Source organism: Mycobacterium sp. SMC-15 (assembly GCF_045310925.1).
Classification (GTDB): domain Bacteria; phylum Actinomycetota; class Actinomycetes; order Mycobacteriales; family Mycobacteriaceae; genus Mycobacterium.
Map to the genome: position 1 here is coordinate 27,126 of NZ_JBJIAJ010000018.1, position 20,758 is coordinate 47,883.

Here is a 20,758-nt window from a genome sequence, read left to right on the forward strand (position 1 = left end):
GGTCGCCCGAGCGGCAATCGAGTCCTACTGCCCGGGCGCCGGGCGCTGAGTTGATCATTAGCAACGATGAAATGGGGCACCCCAACGGGGTGCTTCACCGCTCACGCCGCAACGGCTGGCGTTGGGCGATGCAATAGGCGGTCAGATACATAGCCGCCCGCGGTGGTGACCGAGGCGACGGCGAACGGTACGAACTGGCCGCGCGCTATGGGATAGCGCCAACTGGCGTCGCCGTATGCGGTGACAACAAGGTCGAAACGTCGGTGCCGTAAGCGAAGTCGGGAATCTGGAAGCCAAGGCGAATAGTCACTTGATCGACCCAAGGGCTGAGATCCGCCGCCTGTGGTGAATTGCGCTCTGAGCGAAGGAGCGCGGCATCGCTTTGCCAGCTGACGCCCAGGGAACCCACGTCGGTAGTCGGGAATTGCAAGGGTTTTCCCTGATGCGCAGGGCGCCAACGGACGCATAGCTTTTTATCAGAATCAGCGGTTTCGTCAAGGTGCCCGACGGTGGGGTTCCGTGATTGTGGGGAGGGCCGAGATGATCGGCAGAGGTGGGGACAGGGCAAGCAGGCGTAGGGCTTCCCGACGGGCTGTGGGGGCGGCCTCGGCAGTCGGTGCAGCCATGGCGATGGGGCTGGCGCCGGCGTCGGCCCCGCCTGCGAGGGCAGATTTCGACGACCTGATCGCGCCGCTGCTGGACTTGTTCGGCGGCGTTGGTCCTGGCGATGCGGCGGCCGCGGACCCGTGGGGGTGGTGGGCCGCAGCCTTGCCGGAGAGTTCACCGGCGCTGGACACTTCGAATGATCCGCTGCTGGACTGGCTCAACGACGCCTCGGTGAATCTGTTCGGCCGGGTGATGATCGGCGACGGGGTGGACTTTTTCACCGGCACCAACGACTCGCTCTTCGGCTGGCTGCCGGGCATCGGCGACCTGGGCGACGGCGGATTCCTGACCGGTGACGGCGGTATCGGTGCTGCCGGGACAGTTGATCATCTGGCCGGCTATGCCGGCGGGATGGCCGGGATGTGGGGCAACGGCGGGGCTGGCGGCGAGGGCTACGACGGCGGCGACGGCGGGTCGGGTGGTGCCGGCGGCTGGATGTTCGGCGACGGCGGTGACGGCGGAGCCGGCGGCTTGGGTGGTGCCGGCGGCGTTGGCGGCGCAGGTAACTGGCTGTGGGGATCCGGTGGTGACGGCGGCGATGGCGGTTCCGGGCTGGCCGGGACCAGCGGGGTCGACGGAGTCCTGGCCGGCAGCAGCGGCACCCTCGGCGGCAACGGCGGTATCGGTGGAACCGGTGGGGCCGGCGGCAGGGGCGGACTGCTGTCCGGCACGGGTGGCAGCGGCGGAAACGGCGGCGTCGGTGGAGTCGGGGGCGAAGGCGGTGACGGCGCGACCGGGGCCATCGGCGTCGCCGGTACGAGCGACGGCGCCGGCGGAAACGGCGGCAACGGCGGCGATGGCGGCACGGGTGGCACCGGTGGTGCGGGCGGTGCGGCCGGGCAGGGCGCGGTGGCCGGCGTGGTCGGTGCGACCGGCCAGGCAGGCGATGGTGGAGCTGCCGGCGCCGGCGGAGCAGGTGGCGGCGGGGCTGACGGCACGGCCGACTTCATCCACGGCGGCGTCGGCGGCGATGGTGGGGATGCCGGCAATGCAGGCGCGGCAGGCGGCGGCGGGGGCGTGGCCGGTGCGGTCTCCCATGGCGGCGACGGCGGCCTCGGTGGTGACGGCTTCGACGGCGGCGGCAATGGCGGGGCCGGTGGCAATGGTGGTGCGGGCGGCGCAGGCACCGGAGGAAACGGCGGCAACGGGGGCGTCGGTGGCGTCGCCACGGACATCGACGGCGGTGTCGGCGGTGCGGGTGGCAATGGCGGGGCCGGCGCTCCTGGCGGCGGCACGGGCGGCACGGGCGGACTCGGCGGAGACACCGAACTCAGTGGGATTGCGCTGCCCGTTGCGCCCTTCGCCGGTGCGGGTGGCCTGGGTGGCGCCGGCGGTGACAGTGCCGCGGGCAACGCCGGTGCCGGGGGTGCGGGCGGCGACGGCGGTCGCGGCATAGCGGCCGGTGCCGGCGGCGACGGCGGGGTCGGCGGCCACACCATCAGCGGTATCGGTGGTGCCGGCGGGCTGGGCGGCAACGGCGGCGACAGTCGGTATCTGGATGGCTTAGGCCTCTACGGCGGGGCCGGCGGTTCCGGCGGTGCGGGTGGCGCTAGCGAGAGCGGCACTGCCGGTAGTGGAGCCGATGGCGGCGGGGGCGGCGATGCGATCTACGCCGCAGGGGCCGGCGGCAATGGTGGTGCCGGCGGCGACAGCAGCGGCGCTGCCAACGGTGGCGCCGGTGGTAACGGCGGAGCTGGCGGCGAGGCCACCCAGAACAGTGGACTGGTGGGCGTCGGTGGCGATGGCGGCGCCGGTGGGGACAGCGTCAGCGGGAACGGTGGCGCCGGCGGCGCAGGCTCGGACGGCACGGCCGGCGTTGGCACAGGCAGTGCGGGCGGTGCCGGCGGGGCTGGCGGAAACAGCGTCAGCGGCAACGGCGGCGCTGCGGGGATAGCCGGCAACGGCGCCGACGGTGGCGATGCAGGCGGCAAGGGCGGGACGGGCGGTGCCGGGGGCAGTAGCCAGACCGGAATCGCGGCCAAGGGCGCCGATGGCGGTCGCGGAGGCACCGGCAGCTCCTACGGCGGTGCCGGTGGCGCCGGCGGCGCCGGCGGGAACAGCGGTGGGGCCGCCAATGGTGGTGCCGGCGGGAATGGCGGGCAAGGACGCGCGGCTACCGACCTGGCCAACGGTCAAGGCGGTTCGGGCGGTGCCGGTGGTGCCGGCGGAAGCAGCGTCAGCGGCAGCGGCGGTGCCGGTGGTGCCGGCGCGCACGGTGCCGCGGGCGGTTCCGACGGGGGTGCTGGCGGCGCCGGTGGTGACGGTGGTGCCGGCGGCAACAGTGTCAGCGGCAACGGTGGCGCTGCGGGTGCGGCCGGCGACGGCGGCGGCGGCGGCCTCATCAGTGGCTTCGGCGGGCACGGGGGTGCCGGGGGCGCCGGGGGGAGCAGCCAGAGCGGGAGCGCCGCCGCCGGTGCCGACGGCGGCGACGGCGGGATCGCAGGCTGGAGCGGGGGCTCGGGCGGCGAGGGTGGCGCCGGCGGGAACAGCGGCGGCACCGCCAACGGTGGCGCCGGGGGCAATGGCGGCATGGGGCGCGCGGTTGACGCCTTTGGGGGCACCGGCGGGTCCGGTGGTTCCGGTGGTGCCGGAGGCAGCAGCGTCAGCGGCAACGGCGGGGCCGGCGGGACCGGCGCCGACGGCGCTGGCGGGGGTCCCGGCGGCGAAGGAGGGCACGGTGGTTCCGGCGGTTCGGGCGGCAACAGCATCAGCGGCAACGGCGGCGCCGCCGGGCTAGCCGGTAGCGGCGGCGATGGCGGCTATTACGGGGGCAACGGTGGTTCCGGCGGTTCCGGGGGCAGCAGCCAGAGCGGACACGTCGCCGATGGCGCCGATGGCGGTCAGGGCGGGGGCGGCAGCCGCGCCGGCGGCAGTGGCGGAGCCGGCGGCGACGGCGGCAGCAGCGGTGGGGCCGCCAACGGTGGTGCCGGCGGTAACGGCGGTGCCGCTGGCGCTGGCGGCAGCGACCCCAGCGACGGCCACGGCTACGGCAACGGTGGTGCCGGCGGTTCAGGGGGCGACAGTGTCAGCGGAAACGGTGGTGCCGGCGGCGCGGGCGCTGACGGTAGCAGCGGTACCACCGACGGCGGCTCCGGCGGCAAGGGTGGTGCGGGTGGCAACAGTGTCAGCGGCAACGGAGGCGCCGCCGGCGCGGCCGGTGATGGTGCCGACGGCATGTTCCTCGGGGGAGCCGGTGGTGCCGGCGGCGCCGGGGGCGGTAGCCAGAGCGGGATCGCCGCCAACGGTGCGGATGGTGGCCACGGCGGCACGGGCCACAGCTTCGGGGGCGGCGGCGATGGTGGCGCCGGCGGCGCAGGGGGCATCAGTACCGGCACGGCCGACGGCGGGGACGGGGGCCGTGGCGGCAACGGCGGCAATGCGACTCAGGGAGGCGAAACTGGTGGACTCGGAGGAATCGGTGGCGCCGGAGGCGACAGTGCCAGCGGCTCGGGTGGTGACGGCGGTGTCGGCGGCAACGGCGGCAACGGCAACCCCGGTGGCCATGGTGGTGCTTCCGGTGCCGGCGGCGATTCGCTAGGGGCCGGGCACCCGGGCGGTGCCGGCACTCCGGGTGGCGCTCCGTCGGGAAACACTGGTGGCGTCGGCGGCAGTCCGGGCGGTGCCGGCGGCACTCCCTAGAGCCTTGGCGGCGGTGCGGGACCCGGCCGGAAGTGGCTGCCCGCACCGTCAATCGCCGTTAGCGTCTGGGCCATGGCACTTCCTCGGTACGTGAGTGCGATCGTCTTCGACTGCGACGGGCTGCTGCTCGATACCGAGAGTTGTTGGTCGCGGGCCGAGGAGGCCTTGTTCGCCGATTACGGGTTCGGATTTGGTCCCGCCGAGAAGGACATCTTGATCGGCCGGACTCTTGAGTCGGCGTGCGCCAATATGGCCGTACATTTCGGGATTCCTGGGGCGGGTCCTCGGCTGCAGGCCGATCTCATGCCACGTGTCGAAGCGGAGCTATCGGCAGGGGTTGCGCCCATGCCGGGTGCCAGGCAGCTCCTTGAGAATCTCCATGACAGGGTGCCGATCGCCGTTGCGACCAACAGCCCGCGAGCCATGCTCACCGCTGCCCTGAAATCCTCTGCGTTAGGAGATTTCTTTGCGATATCTGTCGCAGCCGACGAGGTCGCGCGTGCCAAACCCCATCCCGAGCTGTACTTGACGGCATTCGAACGTCTCGGTGCCTCGCCCCACACGGGTGTCGCTTTCGAGGACTCATCGACTGGGGTTACCGCCGCCCGCGCCGCGAGCGCATTCGTAGTGACCGTCCCATCCCAATTGGGGAAGTCGCTCGACGGTGACTACATCACCGGCACCCTCGACGACGTCGCGCTTATCGAGTGGGCGAAAACCGTTCAAAAGATGTAGCGGTTTAGACCACAACGACGGGGTAGCGGATGGTCCATTCGTCGCGAGCTGGCGGAGATGTACGGGCCCCGAATCTGTGGGAAGCGATGACGGCGAAGTGAAATACCGAAACAGCGAAGGCAGCGGCTAGAGGTTGTGCCCGCTCAGTGTGAAAAGTACGTTGATGACTTCTGTGCCCCCTGGATGAACACCCGCCTGGCGGTACAGGGTTCCGACCGTCGTTCCTGGTGTGGTCCATTCATCGCTGTACATCTCCCACTGTTCTACGGCTGCGCAGCGCGCGAAGAAGCCGGAATCAGACCACATCTCAGTTGATGGCGGCGGTGGTTCTCGTACCAGAGTCTGTCCGCTCCCCGGCGCGGGACAGTCGTTCGCGGGACGAACCAGTGTGTAGTCCTTGCGCGCGTGCATGGCAGTCAGGTAGCTGTCGACGTCGGCTAGCGGAGCCTTGAAAGCCAATGTGATGCTGGTGTCCGTCTCCATCGGCGCGTTGGTCTGATGTGCGGTGGCTTCCAGCGGGATGAGGGATTGCGGAAGGTGTGCCCATTTGGCGGCGCTGTTGATCTTCCCTACCGCGTCGTCGATGGGAATTTCTTGCGTGGACACCTTGGTGACATTTGCGAACCCGCAACCAGTCGCGACTTGGGCAAGGAGAAGCGCGACTGTGATGGTGATCAGCGGGATACGTGGCACTAGCGCACCGCGCCTTCAACCGTATGCACGCTGCTTGACCCCGTTATGAGGAAGTCCTGCGCCAGTCCCGCCGCTTGCAGGTCATGTGCCCAGGAGGAAATCTGTTGTGTCGTGCTGCTGGCGTATGGATGTGTTGCAAAGTTGTACCAGTCGTAGACATCATTGCGATACCTCAGCGCATACGTGCCATCCGGGTTCATGGTTATGTTGTACGCGGTAGACAACGAGTAGTGCCCCAGCGTTCGCACATGGTCGCCATCGCTTCCCGCTACCGTCTGCCAGTCCGTGTTTCCACTCAGGGTCACAGCCATTCCGGTTCGTTGAGCCTGTTCGAGAGCTTGTTGGGTGATGTTGTTTACGTTGCCGGCAATCTGTTGTGGCGGGGACAGGAAGCGGTCACCGTAGCCGTTGTTGCCGTCCGATAGCCAGGAGTTGAGAACCTCCGGAGGCAGTTGCTTGGGAGTTCCAGTATTCCCCAGGTAGTGCTCCAGCATCCCTCTCGCTGTCGGCTGATGATTTCTGATCATCTCTTCCTCAGCGGCAGCGAGAACCGCTATCTCCTTGGGTCGAGCCGACGCTTGCGAAGACCACCGTTGATCGCCGCCATGCTTCCACGGATCGTCGTTTTGACCGGGAGGGCGCGGTGGTGGGAGTGCATCATATGGGGCGAGTGGGAAGCGGCCTTTGGCCAGTGCCGCGTTGCGTCCGCCCGCGCCACCGTCGGCGCCTTCTTCGCCGAAGCTGAACTCGCGTAGTCCGGCCGTCGCGGTGCTGAGTTGGCGGGCGATCTCCTGCTCATTGTTGACCAGGTTGACGGCACGGGACTTGATGAAACTGGCATGACCGTCTGCGGCCTGCTCGCGCTGAGCTTGCTCCGCAGCGGAGCTGTAGTAGGTCCAGGTGTCGGTGACGGAGTAGTCATCACCGACTCGGAAGTCTTGGCGCTCAGCGGTATTAACGGCAGACAGCACCAGTGACTTGTTGCCCTGTTGCGCTTGCGCGCCGCGGGTGGCGATCCCGGCGGCGTTGCGCAGCATGTCGGCGGGGCCGTGGACTTTCACCACGTCGGCGGCGGCGCGGTATTGGAAGGCCTGGGCGCCGGTGCCGGTCCACGGGATGCCGCCGGGACTCGGAGAGGCGTCGCGGATTTCGGTGAACGCGGCTTCCCAGGTATTAGCGAGATTCGTCCAGGCGGTGGCGTTGGTGGTGAGGTAGTCCCAGTTCGCGTCTTCGATCTCGGTCAGCGTCGGGAAAGGCATCGCTCGTTACCTGGGCGTCCCGAGCCCGCCGGAGCCGCCGTCGACGCCGGAACGCGGGACCAGCGGGGGAAGGCCGCGGCTGTGCTGGGGGACTGCGGCTAGGGTGGCGGCGCCGGCTTGGTCCATTGCCTCGTAGTCGTGGGCCGCGGTGGTGAGCTTTCCCGAGCTGGCCGTCATCCGTCCGCGCATCGCGGTCGCGGCGGTGCTGGCGCCGGTATTGACGGTGCTGGCTGCTGTGCCGGTGGCCTGCCATGCGGGAGCGGCTGCCGCCGGCAGTGCTGGTGCAACCTGATCCGACAGCGACGTGCACCGCTCTGCCAGCTCCCGCAGGCTGGCCGGAGTGACGCGCAGGGCGGGGGAGGTCATGGGAGAACTGTATTAGTGAACGACGGTTTGTGAAATTCACCGGCGAATGACTCAAGCCCTCGATGGGCATTTTGACCTGGGTGCCCCCGGCAGGATTCGAACCTGCGGCCTTCTGCTCCGGAGGCAGACGCTCTATCCCCTGAGCTACGGGGGCGCTCGCGTGATGCGGCGCCATGTGGGCTTTGACAGACTAGCGCATCAAAGCCCGGACCCGAGAACCGGACGGATTCGGGGCCTGACCACGTAAGACCATAGGATGGGGCCTCGTGACCCCCGCCGATCTGGCCGAATTGCTCAAGAACACCGCCGCCGCGGTGCTGGCCGAACACGACCTGGACACCGCCGCGCTGCCCGCGACGGTGACGGTCGAGCGGCCGCGCAACCCCGAACACGGTGATTACGCCACCAACCTGGCCCTGCAGCTGGGCAAGAAGGTGGGCGTCAACCCGCGCGAGCTGGCCGAGTGGCTGGCTGCGGCGCTGGCGCTGGCCGACGGGATCGCCGCCGCCGAGATCGCCGGGCCGGGCTTTGTGAACCTGCGCATCGAGGCCTCGGCGCAGGGTGCCGTGGTCGCCAACGTGATCGCCGCCGCAGAGAACTACGGGCACTCCCGCGAGTTCGACGGCCTCAACGTCAACCTGGAGTTCGTCTCGGCCAACCCGACCGGCCCCATCCACATCGGTGGCACCCGCTGGGCCGCGGTCGGCGACGCGCTGGGCCGGCTGCTGAGCACCCAGGGTGCCGCAGTCACCCGCGAGTACTACTTCAACGACCACGGCGCCCAGATCGACCGGTTCGCCAACTCGCTGATCGCCGCCGCCAAGGGCGAGCCCGCCCCCGAGGACGGCTACGCAGGCGCCTACATCACCGATATCGCCGCGCAGATCCAGGCCAAGGCCCCCGACGCGCTGAACAGCCCGGATGCCCAGGAGACGTTCCGCGAGATCGGCGTCGACCTGATGTTCACCCACATCAAGAAATCGCTGCACGAGTTCGGCACCGACTTCGACGTCTTCACCCACGAAGACTCGATGCACACCTCCGGCCGCGTCGAGCAGGCCATCGAGCGGCTGCGGGCCAACGACAACATCTACGAAAAAGACGGCGCGACCTGGCTGCGCGCCAGCGCCTACGGCGACGACAAGGACCGCGTCGTCATCAAGAGCGACGGCAAGCCCGCCTACATCGCCGGCGACTTGGCCTACTACCTGGACAAGCGTGAGCGCGGCTTCAACCTGTGCATCTACATGCTCGGCGCCGACCACCACGGCTACATCGCCCGGCTCAAGGCCGCCGCGGCCGCCTTCGGTGACGACCCTGCCACTGTCGAGGTGCTGATCGGCCAGATGGTCAACCTGGTACGCGACGGCCAGCCGGTCAAGATGAGCAAGCGTGCCGGCACCGTCATCACCCTCGATGACCTGGTCGAGGCCATTGGCGTGGACGCCGCCCGGTACAGCCTGACCCGCTCCTCGGTGGACACCCCGATCGACATCGACCTGGCGCTGTGGTCCTCGGCGAGCAACGAAAACCCGGTCTACTACGTGCAATACGCGCACGCCCGGCTCTCCGCGCTGGCCCGCAACGCCGCCGAACTGGGTCTGGCCGCCGACACCGCCAACCTCGGGCTGCTGAGCCACGAAAAGGAAGGCGCGCTGATCCGCAACCTCGGCGAGTTTCCCCGGGTGCTGGAAACCGCTGCCGCACTGCGGGAACCGCACCGGGTCTGCCGCTACCTGGAAGACCTTGCCGGGGACTACCACCGGTTCTACGACAGCTGCCGGGTGCTGCCCCAGGGCGATGAGGAGCCTGGCGACCTGCACGCTGCGCGGCTGGCGCTGTGTCAGGCCACCCGCCAGGTGATCGCCAACGGGCTGGGCATCCTCGGCGTGAGCGCACCGGAGCGGATGTGAACGTTCACCCCGCGGGCCCGCGCCACGCCGAAGAGATCCAGCACGACGGACTGCCGCCGCGGCCCCAGACCCCGCAGCAGCTGCTGCAGCTGGCGCCGAACGTCTGGCCGCGCAACACCGTTCGCGGTGACGACGGCGTGACCCAGATCGCCGGGGTGAAGGTCACCGACCTGGCCGCCGAATTCGGCACCCCGCTGTTCGTCATCGACGAGGACGACTTCCGCGGCCGCTGCCGCGAGATCGCCGAGGCGTTCGGTGGGGGCGACAACGTGCACTACGCCGCCAAGGCCTTCCTGTGCAGCGAGATCGCGCGCTGGATCGACCAAGAGGGCCTGTGTCTGGACGTCGCCACCGGGGGAGAGCTGGCCGTTGCGCTGCACGCCGGCTTCCCCGCACAGCGGATCACCTTGCACGGCAACAACAAATCGGTTGCCGAGCTGCAGACCGCAGTGAACGCCGGCGTCGGCCACATCGTGGTCGACTCGCTGATCGAGATCGACCGCCTCGAAGCGGTCGCCAAGGCTGCCGGGACCGTCCAGGATGTGCTGGTGCGCGTCACCGTGGGTGTGGAGGCCCACACCCACGAGTTCATCTCGACCGCCCACGAAGACCAGAAGTTCGGGCTGTCGCTAGCCAGCGGTGCGGCGATGGACGCCATCCGGCGGGTGTTCGCCGCCGAGCACCTGCGGCTGATCGGCCTGCACAGCCACATCGGCTCGCAGATCTTCGACGTCGCCGGCTTCGAGTTGGCCGCCCACCGCGTCATCGGGCTGCTGCGCGATGTGGTCGCCGAATTCGGCGTCGACAAGACCGCGCAGCTCTCGGTCATCGACCTGGGTGGGGGACTGGGCATCTCGTATCAGCCGCAGGACGACCCGCCGCCGATGGCCGAGCTGGCAGCCAAGCTCGCCGCGATCGTGGCGGAGCAGTCCGCGGCGGTGGGCCTGCCCACCCCGCAGCTGGTCGTCGAACCCGGGCGGGCCATCGCCGGGCCGGGCACCGTCACGCTCTATGAGGTCGGCACCGTCAAGGACGTCGCCGTCAGCGCCACCGGACATCGCCGCTACGTCAGCGTCGACGGCGGCATGAGCGACAACATCCGTCCGGCGCTCTACGACGCGCATTACGACGTGCGGCTGGTCTCGCGAGGTCTGCCGGGCCTCGGAGAAGCAGGGGCTCTGCCGGAGCTGGGGCGCATCGTCGGCAAGCACTGCGAGAGCGGCGACATCATCGTCCGCGACACCTGGGTGCCCGAAGGCATGGTTCCCGGCGACCTGATCGCCGTGGCCGCCACCGGCGCCTACTGTTACTCGATGTCGAGCCGGTACAACCTGCTCACCCGCCCGGCGGTGGTGGCGGTACGTGACGGGAAAGCCCGCCTTATGCTGCGCCGGGAGACCGTCGAAGACCTGATCAGCCTGGAGGTGGGGTAGAAAATGTCCGGTTCGCAGATGTCCGGGGCCCCGGTAGGGGTGGCAGTTCTCGGCTTGGGCAACGTCGGCAGCGAAGTCGTTCGCATCCTCGAGTCGAGCGCTGATGATCTGGCCGCCCGCATCGGTGCGCCACTGGTGCTGCGCGGGGTCGGGGTGCGCCGGGTGGCGGCCGACCGTGGCGTGCCCGAGGAGTTGCTCACCGACGACATCGACAGCCTGGTGTCGCGCAGCGACGTTGACATCGTCGTGGAACTGATGGGCCCGGTCGAGCCGGCCCGCAAGGCGATCCTGTCGGCGATCGCGCACGGCAAATCCGTCGTGACCGCCAACAAGGCCCTGCTGTCGAGGTCCACCGGCGAACTGGCCGAGGCCGCCGAGAACGCGCGTGTAGACCTATACTTCGAGGCTGCCGTCGCCGGCGCGATCCCGGTCATCCGGCCGTTGACCCAGTCGCTGGCCGGCGACACCGTGTTGCGGGTGGCGGGCATCGTTAACGGCACCACCAACTACATCCTGTCCGAAATGGACTCCACCGGCGCCGACTACACCGCCGCGCTGGCCGATGCCAGTGCGCTGGGCTACGCCGAGGCCGACCCGACCGCTGACGTGGAGGGGTACGACGCCGCCGCCAAGGCCGCGATCCTGGCATCGATCGCCTTTCACACCCGGGTGACGGCCGACGACGTCTACCGCGAGGGCATCACCAGCATCAGCCCGGCGGACTTCACCACGGCCCGGGCGTTGGGCTGCACCATCAAACTGCTGGCGATCTGCGAGCGCATCACCACCGGCGATGGGCAACAGCGGGTTTCGGCCCGGGTCTACCCGGCGCTGGTGCCGCTGACCCACCCGCTGGCCACCGTCAACGGAGCCTTCAACGCGGTGGTGGTCGAAGCCGAGGCGGCCGGCCGGCTGATGTTCTACGGCCAGGGCGCCGGTGGTGCGCCGACCGCATCGGCGGTCACCGGTGATCTGGTGATGGCCGCTCGCAACCGGGTGCAGGGCGGGCGCGGACCGCGCGAGTCCAAGTACGCCCAGCTGGCCATCGCCCCGATCGGGGACGTGCAGACCCGCTACTACGTGAGCATGGACGTCGCCGACAAGCCTGGTGTGCTGTCCACCGTGGCAGCCGAGTTCGCCGCCCACGGCGTCAGCATCGCCGAGGTGCGCCAGGAGGGCGTGGCCGACGACGACGGCCAACTGATCGGCGCGCGAATCGTGGTGGTCACCCACCGAGCTGCCGACGCAGCATTGTCGAAAACCGTTGCGGCGCTGGCTGACCTGGACGCAGTCCAGCGGATCGCCAGCGTGCTACGACTGGAAGGAACAGACCAGTGAGCTCCACCCGGACACCGATCCACCGCCCCTGGCCCGGCCTGATCGGCGCCTACCGCGATCGGCTTCCCATCGGCGACGACTGGACGGCCGTCACCCTGCACGAGGGCGGCACCCCGCTGATCCACGCCAAGCGGATCTCCGAGCAGGCCGGCTGCACGGTGCACCTGAAGGTCGAGGGGCTCAACCCGACCGGCTCGTTCAAGGACCGCGGGATGACGATGGCGGTCACCGACGCGGTCGCCCGCGGTCAAAAGGCGGTGCTGTGCGCCTCGACCGGCAACACCTCGGCATCGGCGGCCGCCTACGCCGCCCGGGCCGGTATCACCTGTGCGGTGCTGATCCCGCAGGGCAAGATTGCGATGGGCAAGCTCGCGCAGGCAGTCATGCACGGCGCCAAGATCATTCAGATCGACGGCAACTTCGACGACTGCCTGGAACTGGCCCGCAAGATGGCCACCGACTTCCCGACCATCTCGCTGGTGAACTCGGTGAACCCGGTGCGCATCGAAGGTCAGAAGACCGCGGCCTTCGAGATCGTCGACGCACTGGGCACCGCGCCCGACATCCACTCGCTGCCGGTCGGTAACGCCGGCAACATCACCGCGTACTGGAAGGGCTACCGCGAGTACTTCGCCGACGGCCTGACCGAAAAGCTGCCGAAGATGCTGGGCACCCAGGCCGCCGGTGCGGCGCCGCTGGTGCTGGGCGAGCCGGTCAAGAACCCGGAGACCATCGCCACCGCGATCCGCATCGGCTCGCCGGCCTCCTGGACTCAGGCCGTCGAAGCGCAGGTGGATTCGGGTGGCCGGTTCCTGGCCGCCACCGATGACGAGATCCTGGCCGCCTATCACCTGGTGGCGCAGACCGAGGGCGTGTTCGTCGAGCCGGCCTCGGCTGCCAGCATCGCCGGGCTGCTCAAGTCGGTGGAGGACGGCTGGGTTCCGCGCGGTTCGACCGTCGTGTGCACCGTGACCGGCAACGGGCTCAAAGATCCCGACACCGCGCTGAAGGACATGCCCGAGGTGACCGCGGTTCCCGTCGACGCGGCCACCGTTGTCGCCGCACTGGGGCTGGCCTAGTGGTTCAGTTGTTGCCGACCGGGTTGACCGCCAGCGTCGCGGTTGCGGCGTCGAGCGCCAACCTGGGCCCCGGCTTCGACAGCCTGGGCCTGGCGCTGGGCCTCTACGACGAGGTGATCGTCGAGACCGTCGAGTCCGGTCTGGTGGTGCAGGTCGAGGGGGAGGGCGCCGGTCAGGTTCCTCTCACCTCGGATCACCTTGTGGTGCAAGGCATCCTGCGCGGCATGCGCGAGGCTGGTGTCGAGGCTCCGGGCATGGTGGTGCGTTGCCGCAATGCGATTCCGCATCAGCGTGGCCTGGGCTCGTCGGCGGCCGCGGTGGTCGGCGGGCTGGCCGTGGTCAACGGCCTTGTTGCGCAAATCGATCGGCCCGGCCTGTCCGAATCCCAGCTGATCCAGCTGGCCTCGGAGTTCGAGGGCCACCCCGACAACGCCGCCGCCGCCGTACTGGGTGGCGCGGTGGTTTCATGGACTGCCAACGCCGCCGACGGCAACGTCGATTACGCGGCGGCGCCGCTGCGGCTGCACCCCGACATCCATCTGTTCCCGGCGATCCCGCAACTGCGCTCGTCGACTGCCGAGACGCGGGCTTTGCTGCCCGAGCAGGTCAGCCACCGCGATGCCCGGTTCAATGTCAGCCGAGCCGCGCTGCTGGTGGTGGCACTGACCGAGCGGCCCGATCTGCTGCTGGCGGCCACCGAGGACGTGCTGCACCAGCCGCAGCGTGGCGCCGCGCAGCCGGAGTCCGCGGCGTTCCTGCAGTTGCTGCGTCGCCACGGCATCGCGGCCGTGCTTTCTGGCGCCGGACCTGCGGTGATCGCGTTGACCACAGCGGCCCAACTGCCCGCTGCGGTGCTCGATTCCCCCGAGGCGCGGGTGTTCAACGTCACCGAGATGCCGGTCGGCGCCGCGGTCAAGTGGAACTCCGGGGTGGCGGTACCGGGTTGAGGCGCGCCGCGCAGTATCTGTTGCGTCCAGCACAGAAGCGGGCTATCCTCGGTCCCGTCCCGCATTCGCGGCATCAGCACCTGAATCAGACTGCGATGTCAACCGGGATGCCACCAAATTCTTCCCGTAGCTGACGGTTTGTGTTACGACGCCGTCGATACGGGCTACACCGTTAAACAGTCGACGGTGACACGCACTCGGCGAGTCCGCTGAATGCAACCAAGCCCCTCGCGTGAGAAAACCGACGAGGGAAGAAAGGAAATCCGTGACCGAAACGGACCTCTTCACGGCTGAAGGCAGCACCGAACAGGAATCGCTGTCGACCCCCCCGAGTACTTCCGAGACCAGCCAGGACGTAGCCGCCGGCGGTAGTGACGCCGCGCCGTCCGCCCCGGAGACCGCCTCGGCGCCGGCCACCACCGAGTCCGCTCCCGCTTCGGCGCCCGACAACGGCGCCGCATCCGCACCCTCCGACAGCTCGTTGTCGGCGATGGTGCTGCCCGAACTGCGGGCGCTGGCCAACCGCGTCGGTGTCAAGGGCTCCTCGGGGATGCGCAAGAGCGAACTGATCGCTGCCATCCGCGAGGTCTCCGACAACGGGGGCAACGGCGGCAGTGGCGCCGAAGCGCCGAAGACACAGCCCAGCGCCGAGCAGCCCGCCAACGGCGCGGCCAACGGTGCCGAGCCCGCCCCGGCCAACGAGGCGGACGCTGCCGCGGCACCGCGGCGCCGCGAACGCCGTGGCGCCAGCCGCGCGACCGGCTCGCCCGCTGCCGATGGCGGAGACTCCGAGAAGCCGGCTGAGCAGGACAAGCCTGCCGAGGCAGAGCCCCAGGGCGAGTCGCGTAAGCAGGGCCGGAACGACGACAGGGCCGACAAGGCCGAGCAGCCCGGTGGGCGGCGTGAGCGCGAGGGCGCCAAGAACGAGCCCAAGGCCGACGCCAAATCCGACGACGCCGCACAGTCCAAGAACGACGACCAGGGCGGCGACCAGTCCAACCGCGGCGGTGGCGACGACGACGAAGGACGTGGTGGCCGGCGCGGTCGCCGCTTCCGGGACCGGCGTCGCCGTGGCGAACGTGGCGGCGAAGGCGGCGGTGGCGAACGCGGCGATGCCGAGCTGCGTGAAGACGACGTCGTCCAACCGGTCGCCGGCATCCTCGACGTGCTGGACAACTACGCGTTCGTGCGCACCTCCGGCTACCTGGCCGGACCTAACGACGTCTACGTCTCGATGAACATGGTCCGCAAGAACGGGCTGCGCCGTGGCGATGCGGTGACCGGCGCGGTGCGGGTGGCCCGGGACGGCGACCAGCCCAACCAGCGTCAGAAGTTCAACCCGCTGGTGCGGTTGGACTCGGTCAACGGCGGCCCGGTCGAAGAGGCCCGGAACCGTCCGGACTTCACCAAGCTGACCCCGCTGTACCCGAACCAGCGGCTGCGGTTGGAGACCTCGGGGGAGAAGCTGACCACCCGCGTCATCGACCTGATCATGCCGATCGGCAAGGGGCAGCGCGCGCTGATCGTGTCGCCGCCCAAGGCCGGTAAGACCACGATCATGCAGGACATCGCCAACGCGATCACCCGCAACAACCCCGAGTGCCACCTGATGGTGGTGCTGGTCGACGAGCGTCCCGAAGAAGTCACCGACATGCAGCGCTCGGTCAAGGGTGAGGTCATCGCCTCGACCTTCGACCGGCCGCCGTCAGACCACACCCAGGCCGCCGAGCTGGCCATCGAGCGGGCCAAGCGCCTGGTCGAGCAGGGCAAGGACGTGGTCGTGCTGCTGGACTCGATCACCCGGCTGGGTCGTGCCTACAACAACGCCTCCCCGGCGTCGGGCCGCATCCTGTCCGGTGGTGTGGACTCCACCGCGCTCTACCCGCCCAAGCGGTTCCTGGGCGCGGCCCGCAACATCGAGGACGGCGGCTCGCTGACCATCATCGCCACCGCGATGGTGGAGACCGGCTCCACCGGTGACACGGTGATCTTCGAGGAGTTCAAGGGCACCGGCAACGCCGAGCTCAAGCTGGACCGCAAGATCGCCGAGCGCCGGGTCTTCCCGGCCGTCGACGTCAACCCGTCGGGCACTCGCAAGGACGAGCTGCTGCTCTCGCCGGACGAGTTCGCGATCGTGCACAAGCTGCGCCGGCTGCTGTCCGGCCTGGATTCGCATCAGGCCATCGACCTGTTGATGAGTCAGCTGCGCAAGACCAAGAACAACTACGAGTTCCTGGTGCAGGTGTCCAAGACCACGCCGGGAATGGACAACGACTGATCGGCGCTGCCACCGACCACTGAAATTGCGGTCAGGGCTGTGATAGCCCCGCGATCACAACCCTGACGGCAATCTCGACGGGTGACGGCAGCGGAATACGCATAACCCTCCCGGCGTTTTGGGGGGCGACAGCGTAGCTGGCATAATCGAAAACCTCAGGTTCCGGTTCACGTCCGCCTCACATTCGAAGGCGGGCGACCCGGCGGCCCACGATTGAAGAGGACACCATGAAGACTGGCATTCACCCCGCCTACGGCGAGACCACCGTGGTCTGCGGTTGTGGCAACACCTTCACCACCCGTAGCACCAAGGAGAGCGGCCACATCGTGGTCGAGGTCTGCTCGCAGTGCCACCCGTTCTACACCGGTAAGCAGAAGATCCTCGACAGCGGCGGCCGGGTCGCGCGCTTCGAGAAGCGCTACGGCAAGCGCAACGCCGGTGCCGCAGCAGCTGCAGCCGACGACAAGTAGCTCCCTCACCGACGCCCGGAACGTGCCAGCACGTCACCCGGGCGTCGGCTTGCGTTCGGGGATGGAGGTGAGATGACCCAAAGTGTTCAGGGGATCGACGCCCTGCTGGCCGAGCACGCCGCCCTGGAAACGCAGCTGTCCGATCCCGAACTGCACAACGATCCGGCCGAGGCTTGTCGGGCCGGTCGGCGCTTCGCCCAGCTGGCGCCCATCATCGCCACCCACCGCAAGCTCGAGTCGGCCCGCGGCGACCTTGAGGCGGCTCGGGAACTGGCCGCCGACGACGCGTCGTTCGCCGCCGAGATTCCAGACCTGGAGGCGCGCGTCGCCGAGCTGGACACCGCGCTCACCGACATGCTGGCGCCCCGCGACCCGCACGACGCCGACGACATCGTGCTCGAGGTCAAATCCGGCGAGGGCGGCGAGGAATCGGCGCTGTTCGCCGCTGACCTGGCCCGGATGTACATCCGCTACGCCGAGCGCCAGGGCTGGAAGGTGACGGTCCTCGACGAGACCACCTCTGACCTCGGCGGCTACAAGGACGCCACGCTGACCATCGCGAGCAAGGGCGAGTCCGCCGACGGCGTGTGGTCGCGGATGAAGTTCGAGGGCGGCGTGCACCGCGTGCAGCGGGTGCCGGTCACCGAATCGCAGGGCCGGGTCCACACCTCGGCGGCCGGCGTGCTGGTCTACCCCGAGCCCGAAGAGGTCGGCGAGGTGGCCATCGACGAGTCGGACCTGCGCATCGACGTTTACCGGTCCTCCGGCAAGGGTGGCCAGGGCGTCAACACCACCGACTCCGCGGTGCGGATCACCCACCTGCCGACCGGGATCGTGGTGACCTGCCAGAACGAGCGGTCCCAGCTGCAGAACAAGGCCCGTGCGTTGCAGGTCTTGGCGGCCCGGCTGCAGGCGGTGGCCGAGGAGCAGGCGCAGGCCGACGCCTCGGCCGATCGGGCCAGCCAGATCCGTACCGTGGACCGCAGCGAGCGCATCCGCACCTACAACTTCCCGGAGAACCGGATTACCGACCACCGCATCGGCTACAAGGCGCACAACCTCGACCAGGTCCTCGACGGGGATCTCGATCCGATGTTCGACGCGCTGGCAGCCGCCGATAAGGAAACCCGGTTACAGGGGACGGCGTGAGCCGGATACGGGACGCGATCGACTCCGCTGCAGCGCTTTTCGCTGATGCCGGTATCGATTCCGCCCGCTTCGACGCCGAAGAACTCGCCGCCCATGCGGCCGGCACCGATCGTGGCCGGCTGGCGCTGCTGGATCGACCCGACGACGAGTTCTTCGGGCGTTACCGGGAATTGGTCGCCGCGCGCAGTTCCCGTATCCCGCTGCAGCACCTGATCGGCACCGCGGCGTTCGGCCCGGTCCTGCTGCAGGTCGGCCCCGGGGTGTTCACCCCGCGGCCGGAGACCGAGGCCATGCTCGACTGGGTTCTGAAACAGGCTGCGGCCCAACCGTTCGGATCGCAGCCGGTGATCGTCGACGCCTGCACCGGTTCCGGTGCATTGGCGGTCGCCTTGTCCCGCAGTTTTCCCGCGGCGCGGGTCCTCGCGGTGGAGGACTCTGAGGCGGCGTTGGATTATGCGCGGCGCAACTGCGTGGGTACGTCAGTGGAGCTGATCGATGCCGACGTGACCATGCCGGGGCTGCTGTCGGAGCTTGACGGTCGGGTCGACTTGATGGTCAGCAATCCGCCCTATATTCCCGAGGGTGCGGATCTGGATCCTGAAGTGGCTGAGCATGATCCGGAGCACGCTTTGTTCGGCGGCCCCGACGGAATGTCGGTGATCACCCCGCTGGCCGACCTCGCCGCGCGACTGCTGCGCCGCGGTGGGTTGTTCGCCGTTGAGCACGACGACACCACGCCGACGGCCACTGTCCAAACCGTTAGCGGTACTGGATTTTTCGACGAGGTAGTGTCCCGGCCCGACCTGACTGGGCGGCTCCGGTTCGTGACGGCGATCAGGAATGGCCAACCATGACAGAGGTTTTCGACTGCACCGATGCGGACCAGCGTACGGCCGGAATCACGGCGGCGATCGACGCCGTGCGCGGTGGTCGACTGGTGGTGCTGCCGACCGACACGGTCTACGGCATCGGCGCCGACGCGTTCAACGCTGCCGGGGTGACTGCGCTGCTGGCAGCCAAACGACGCGGCCGCGACATGCCGGTGGGGGTGCTGGTCGGGTCGTGGAACTCCATCGACGGGCTGGCCCTGATCGTGCCCGACACCGCCCGTGAACTGATCCGGGCGTTCTGGCCGGGTGCGCTCAGCCTGATCGTCACCCAGGCGCCGTCGCTGCAGTGGGATCTCGGCGAGGCGCGCGGCACCGTGATGGTGCGCATGCCGCTGCACCCGGTGGCCCTGGAGGTCCTCAAGGCGGTGGGCCCGATGGCGGTGTCCAGCGCCAACGTCTCCGGTGGATCGCCCGCGGTCGAGGCCGGCGAAGCGCAAAGCCAACTGGGGGAGTCCGTCGACGTCTACCTCGACGCGGGCCCGGCCGAACAGGGCGCGGCGTCGACGATCGTGGATCTCACCGGCCCCGCGCCGCGGATCGTCCGGAGCGGACCGGTCTCGGCCGAACAGATCGGCGCCGTGCTGGGGCTGGATCCGGACTCCCTGACGGGAACACCGTGACCAGCCTGCTGGCGCTGGCCGACCGTGGTGCCGGCGTGCCGCTGCGGGAGCTGGCGCTGGTCGGACTGACCGCCGCGATCATCACCTACTTCACCACCGGACCGGTCCGCTGGCTGGCCACCCGAATCGGTGCGGTAGCCTACCCGCGCGAACGCGACGTCCATGTGCAGCCGACACCGCGGATGGGTGGGCTGGCGATGTACGTCGGGATCGTCGCGGGGATCTTCCTGGCCTCGCAGCTGCCGGCACTGACCCGCGGTTTCGTCTACTCCACCGGGATGCCGGCGGTGGTGCTGGCCGGCGGGGTCATCATGGGAATCGGTCTGCTCGACGACAAGTGGGGCCTGGACGCCCTGACAAAATTCGCCGGTCAGATCACCGCGGCCAGCGTGCTGGTCACCATGGGCGTGGCCTGGAGCGTGCTCTACATCCCGATCGGCGGCGTCGGCACCGTGGTGCTCGATCAGGTGTCGTCGATCCTGCTCACGCTGGCGTTGACGGTCTCGATCGTCAACGCCATGAACTTCGTCGACGGCCTCGACGGGCTGGCCGCCGGCCTGGGACTGATCACCGCGCTGGCGATCTGCATGTTCTCCGTCGGCGTGCTGCAAGACCACGGCGGCGACGTGCTGTTCTACCCGCCGGCGTTGATCTCGGTGGTCTTAGCCGGCGCTTGTCTCGGATTCCTGCCGCACAATTTCAGCCCCGCGAAGATCTTCATGGGTGACTCCGGCTCGATGCTGATCGGGCTGATGCTGGCCGCGGCGTCCACCACCGCGGCCGGGCCGATCTCGCAAACCGCCTACGGCGCGCGCGACGTCTTCGCACTGCTGTCACCGTTCCTGCTGGTGGCGGCCGTGATGTGTGTGCCGGCCCTGGACGTGCTGCTGGCGATCATCCGTCGTACTAGGGCTGGGCTCAGTCCCTTCAGCCCGGACAAGATGCACCTGCACCACCGGTTGCTGCAGATCGGCCATTCCGATCGCCGGGTGGTGCTGCTGATCTACTTGTGGACCGCGATCGTCGCGTTCGGGGCGGCCGGCACCATCTTCTTCGACCCGCGCTACACCGGGGCGGTGATGTTGGGTGCGATGCTCATCGCGATTGTCGTTACGCTCATCCCGTTGCTACGCCGGGGCGGCAGCCCCGAAGACGACCCCTACGACGCGCGGTAGTAGCACCGTCTAAGATGGTGTTGTAGGTGGTTCCACAGTGCGTTCGGGCATCCGATACGCTCGGCGGGCGACTTCACGACAGTGACGCAGGGCAGATTCAGATTGGGG

Annotated in this window: 16 protein-coding genes and 1 tRNA gene; 13 read left to right on the forward strand and 4 right to left on the reverse strand. The window is 69.0% G+C overall.

Features of this window, described 5'->3' with window-relative positions; translation table 11 throughout:
- The first annotated feature begins 624 nt into the window (after positions 1-624).
- Both ACJH71_RS21355 and ACJH71_RS21360 read left to right on the forward strand, forming a co-directional pair.
- The gene (locus ACJH71_RS21355) at positions 625-4,305 is read left to right on the forward strand and encodes a PE family protein (RefSeq protein WP_406759983.1); all 3,681 of its coding nucleotides are present in this window, start codon (positions 625-627) and stop codon (positions 4,303-4,305) included.
- Between the two features lie 72 nt (positions 4,306-4,377).
- Positions 4,378-5,040 (forward strand): HAD family hydrolase, encoded by a 663-nt coding sequence (locus ACJH71_RS21360; protein WP_406759984.1) that lies wholly within the window; start codon positions 4,378-4,380, stop codon positions 5,038-5,040.
- 126 nt (positions 5,041-5,166) lie between these two features.
- Here the strand turns inward: ACJH71_RS21360 and ACJH71_RS21365 are convergent, their stop codons facing one another.
- From ACJH71_RS21365 to ACJH71_RS21380, 4 genes are all read right to left on the reverse strand, one after another.
- Positions 5,167-5,733 carry a hypothetical protein gene (locus ACJH71_RS21365; protein WP_406759985.1) on the reverse strand — a complete coding sequence of 189 codons (567 nt, stop codon included), beginning with the start codon at positions 5,731-5,733 and terminating at the stop codon, positions 5,167-5,169.
- Complete coding sequence (locus ACJH71_RS21370; RefSeq protein WP_406759986.1) at positions 5,733-6,992, reverse strand: hypothetical protein; 1,260 nt, start codon at positions 6,990-6,992, stop codon at positions 5,733-5,735. The genes ACJH71_RS21365 and ACJH71_RS21370 overlap by 1 nt, the downstream gene beginning before the upstream one ends.
- A gap of 6 nt (positions 6,993-6,998) precedes the next feature.
- Positions 6,999-7,358, reverse strand: coding sequence for a type VII secretion target (locus ACJH71_RS21375; protein ID WP_406759987.1), 360 nt, complete (start codon positions 7,356-7,358; stop codon positions 6,999-7,001).
- Between the two features lie 81 nt (positions 7,359-7,439).
- Positions 7,440-7,512: transfer RNA gene (locus ACJH71_RS21380), tRNA-Arg, on the reverse strand.
- Between the two features lie 112 nt (positions 7,513-7,624).
- On the opposite strand from ACJH71_RS21380, the gene argS reads away from it, so the two are divergent.
- The 11 genes from argS (at position 7,625) to ACJH71_RS21435 (ending at position 20,650) form a co-directional block, all read left to right on the forward strand.
- Positions 7,625-9,271, forward strand: a complete 1,647-nt coding sequence (gene argS / locus ACJH71_RS21385) for an arginine--tRNA ligase (protein WP_406759988.1) — start codon at positions 7,625-7,627, stop codon at positions 9,269-9,271.
- Between the two features lie 50 nt (positions 9,272-9,321).
- The gene (lysA, locus tag ACJH71_RS21390; RefSeq protein WP_406760006.1) at positions 9,322-10,704 is read left to right on the forward strand and encodes a diaminopimelate decarboxylase; all 1,383 of its coding nucleotides are present in this window, start codon (positions 9,322-9,324) and stop codon (positions 10,702-10,704) included.
- Positions 10,705-10,722: 18 nt separating this feature from the next.
- Positions 10,723-12,042 (forward strand): homoserine dehydrogenase, encoded by a 1,320-nt coding sequence (locus ACJH71_RS21395; RefSeq protein WP_406760007.1) that lies wholly within the window; start codon positions 10,723-10,725, stop codon positions 12,040-12,042.
- Positions 12,039-13,121, forward strand: a complete 1,083-nt coding sequence (gene thrC, locus ACJH71_RS21400) for a threonine synthase (protein WP_406759989.1) — start codon at positions 12,039-12,041, stop codon at positions 13,119-13,121. The genes ACJH71_RS21395 and thrC overlap by 4 nt, the downstream gene beginning before the upstream one ends.
- The gene (gene thrB / locus ACJH71_RS21405; protein WP_406759990.1) at positions 13,121-14,068 is read left to right on the forward strand and encodes a homoserine kinase; all 948 of its coding nucleotides are present in this window, start codon (positions 13,121-13,123) and stop codon (positions 14,066-14,068) included. Before thrC ends, thrB begins: the two co-directional genes overlap by 1 nt.
- Before the next feature lie 481 nt (positions 14,069-14,549).
- A complete protein-coding gene (gene rho / locus ACJH71_RS21410; protein ID WP_406760008.1) occupies positions 14,550-16,346 on the forward strand; it encodes a transcription termination factor Rho in 1,797 nt (598 codons plus the stop codon).
- A 227-nt stretch (positions 16,347-16,573) separates the two neighbouring features.
- On the forward strand, positions 16,574-16,816 hold the full coding sequence (gene rpmE / locus ACJH71_RS21415; protein ID WP_024442333.1) for a 50S ribosomal protein L31: 243 nt from the start codon (positions 16,574-16,576) through the stop codon (positions 16,814-16,816).
- A gap of 72 nt (positions 16,817-16,888) precedes the next feature.
- Positions 16,889-17,965 (forward strand): peptide chain release factor 1, encoded by a 1,077-nt coding sequence (gene prfA, locus ACJH71_RS21420; RefSeq protein WP_406759991.1) that lies wholly within the window; start codon positions 16,889-16,891, stop codon positions 17,963-17,965.
- The gene (prmC, locus tag ACJH71_RS21425) at positions 17,962-18,819 is read left to right on the forward strand and encodes a peptide chain release factor N(5)-glutamine methyltransferase (protein WP_406759992.1); all 858 of its coding nucleotides are present in this window, start codon (positions 17,962-17,964) and stop codon (positions 18,817-18,819) included. The genes prfA and prmC overlap by 4 nt, the downstream gene beginning before the upstream one ends.
- Entirely contained in the window at positions 18,816-19,475 is a 660-nt protein-coding gene (locus tag ACJH71_RS21430; protein WP_406759993.1) for an L-threonylcarbamoyladenylate synthase, read from the forward strand. The genes prmC and ACJH71_RS21430 overlap by 4 nt, the downstream gene beginning before the upstream one ends.
- Positions 19,472-20,650: a glycosyltransferase family 4 protein gene (locus ACJH71_RS21435; RefSeq protein ID WP_406759994.1), complete on the forward strand. Its 1,179-nt coding sequence runs from the start codon at positions 19,472-19,474 to the stop codon at positions 20,648-20,650. Before ACJH71_RS21430 ends, ACJH71_RS21435 begins: the two co-directional genes overlap by 4 nt.
- Positions 20,651-20,758 lie beyond the last annotated feature (108 nt).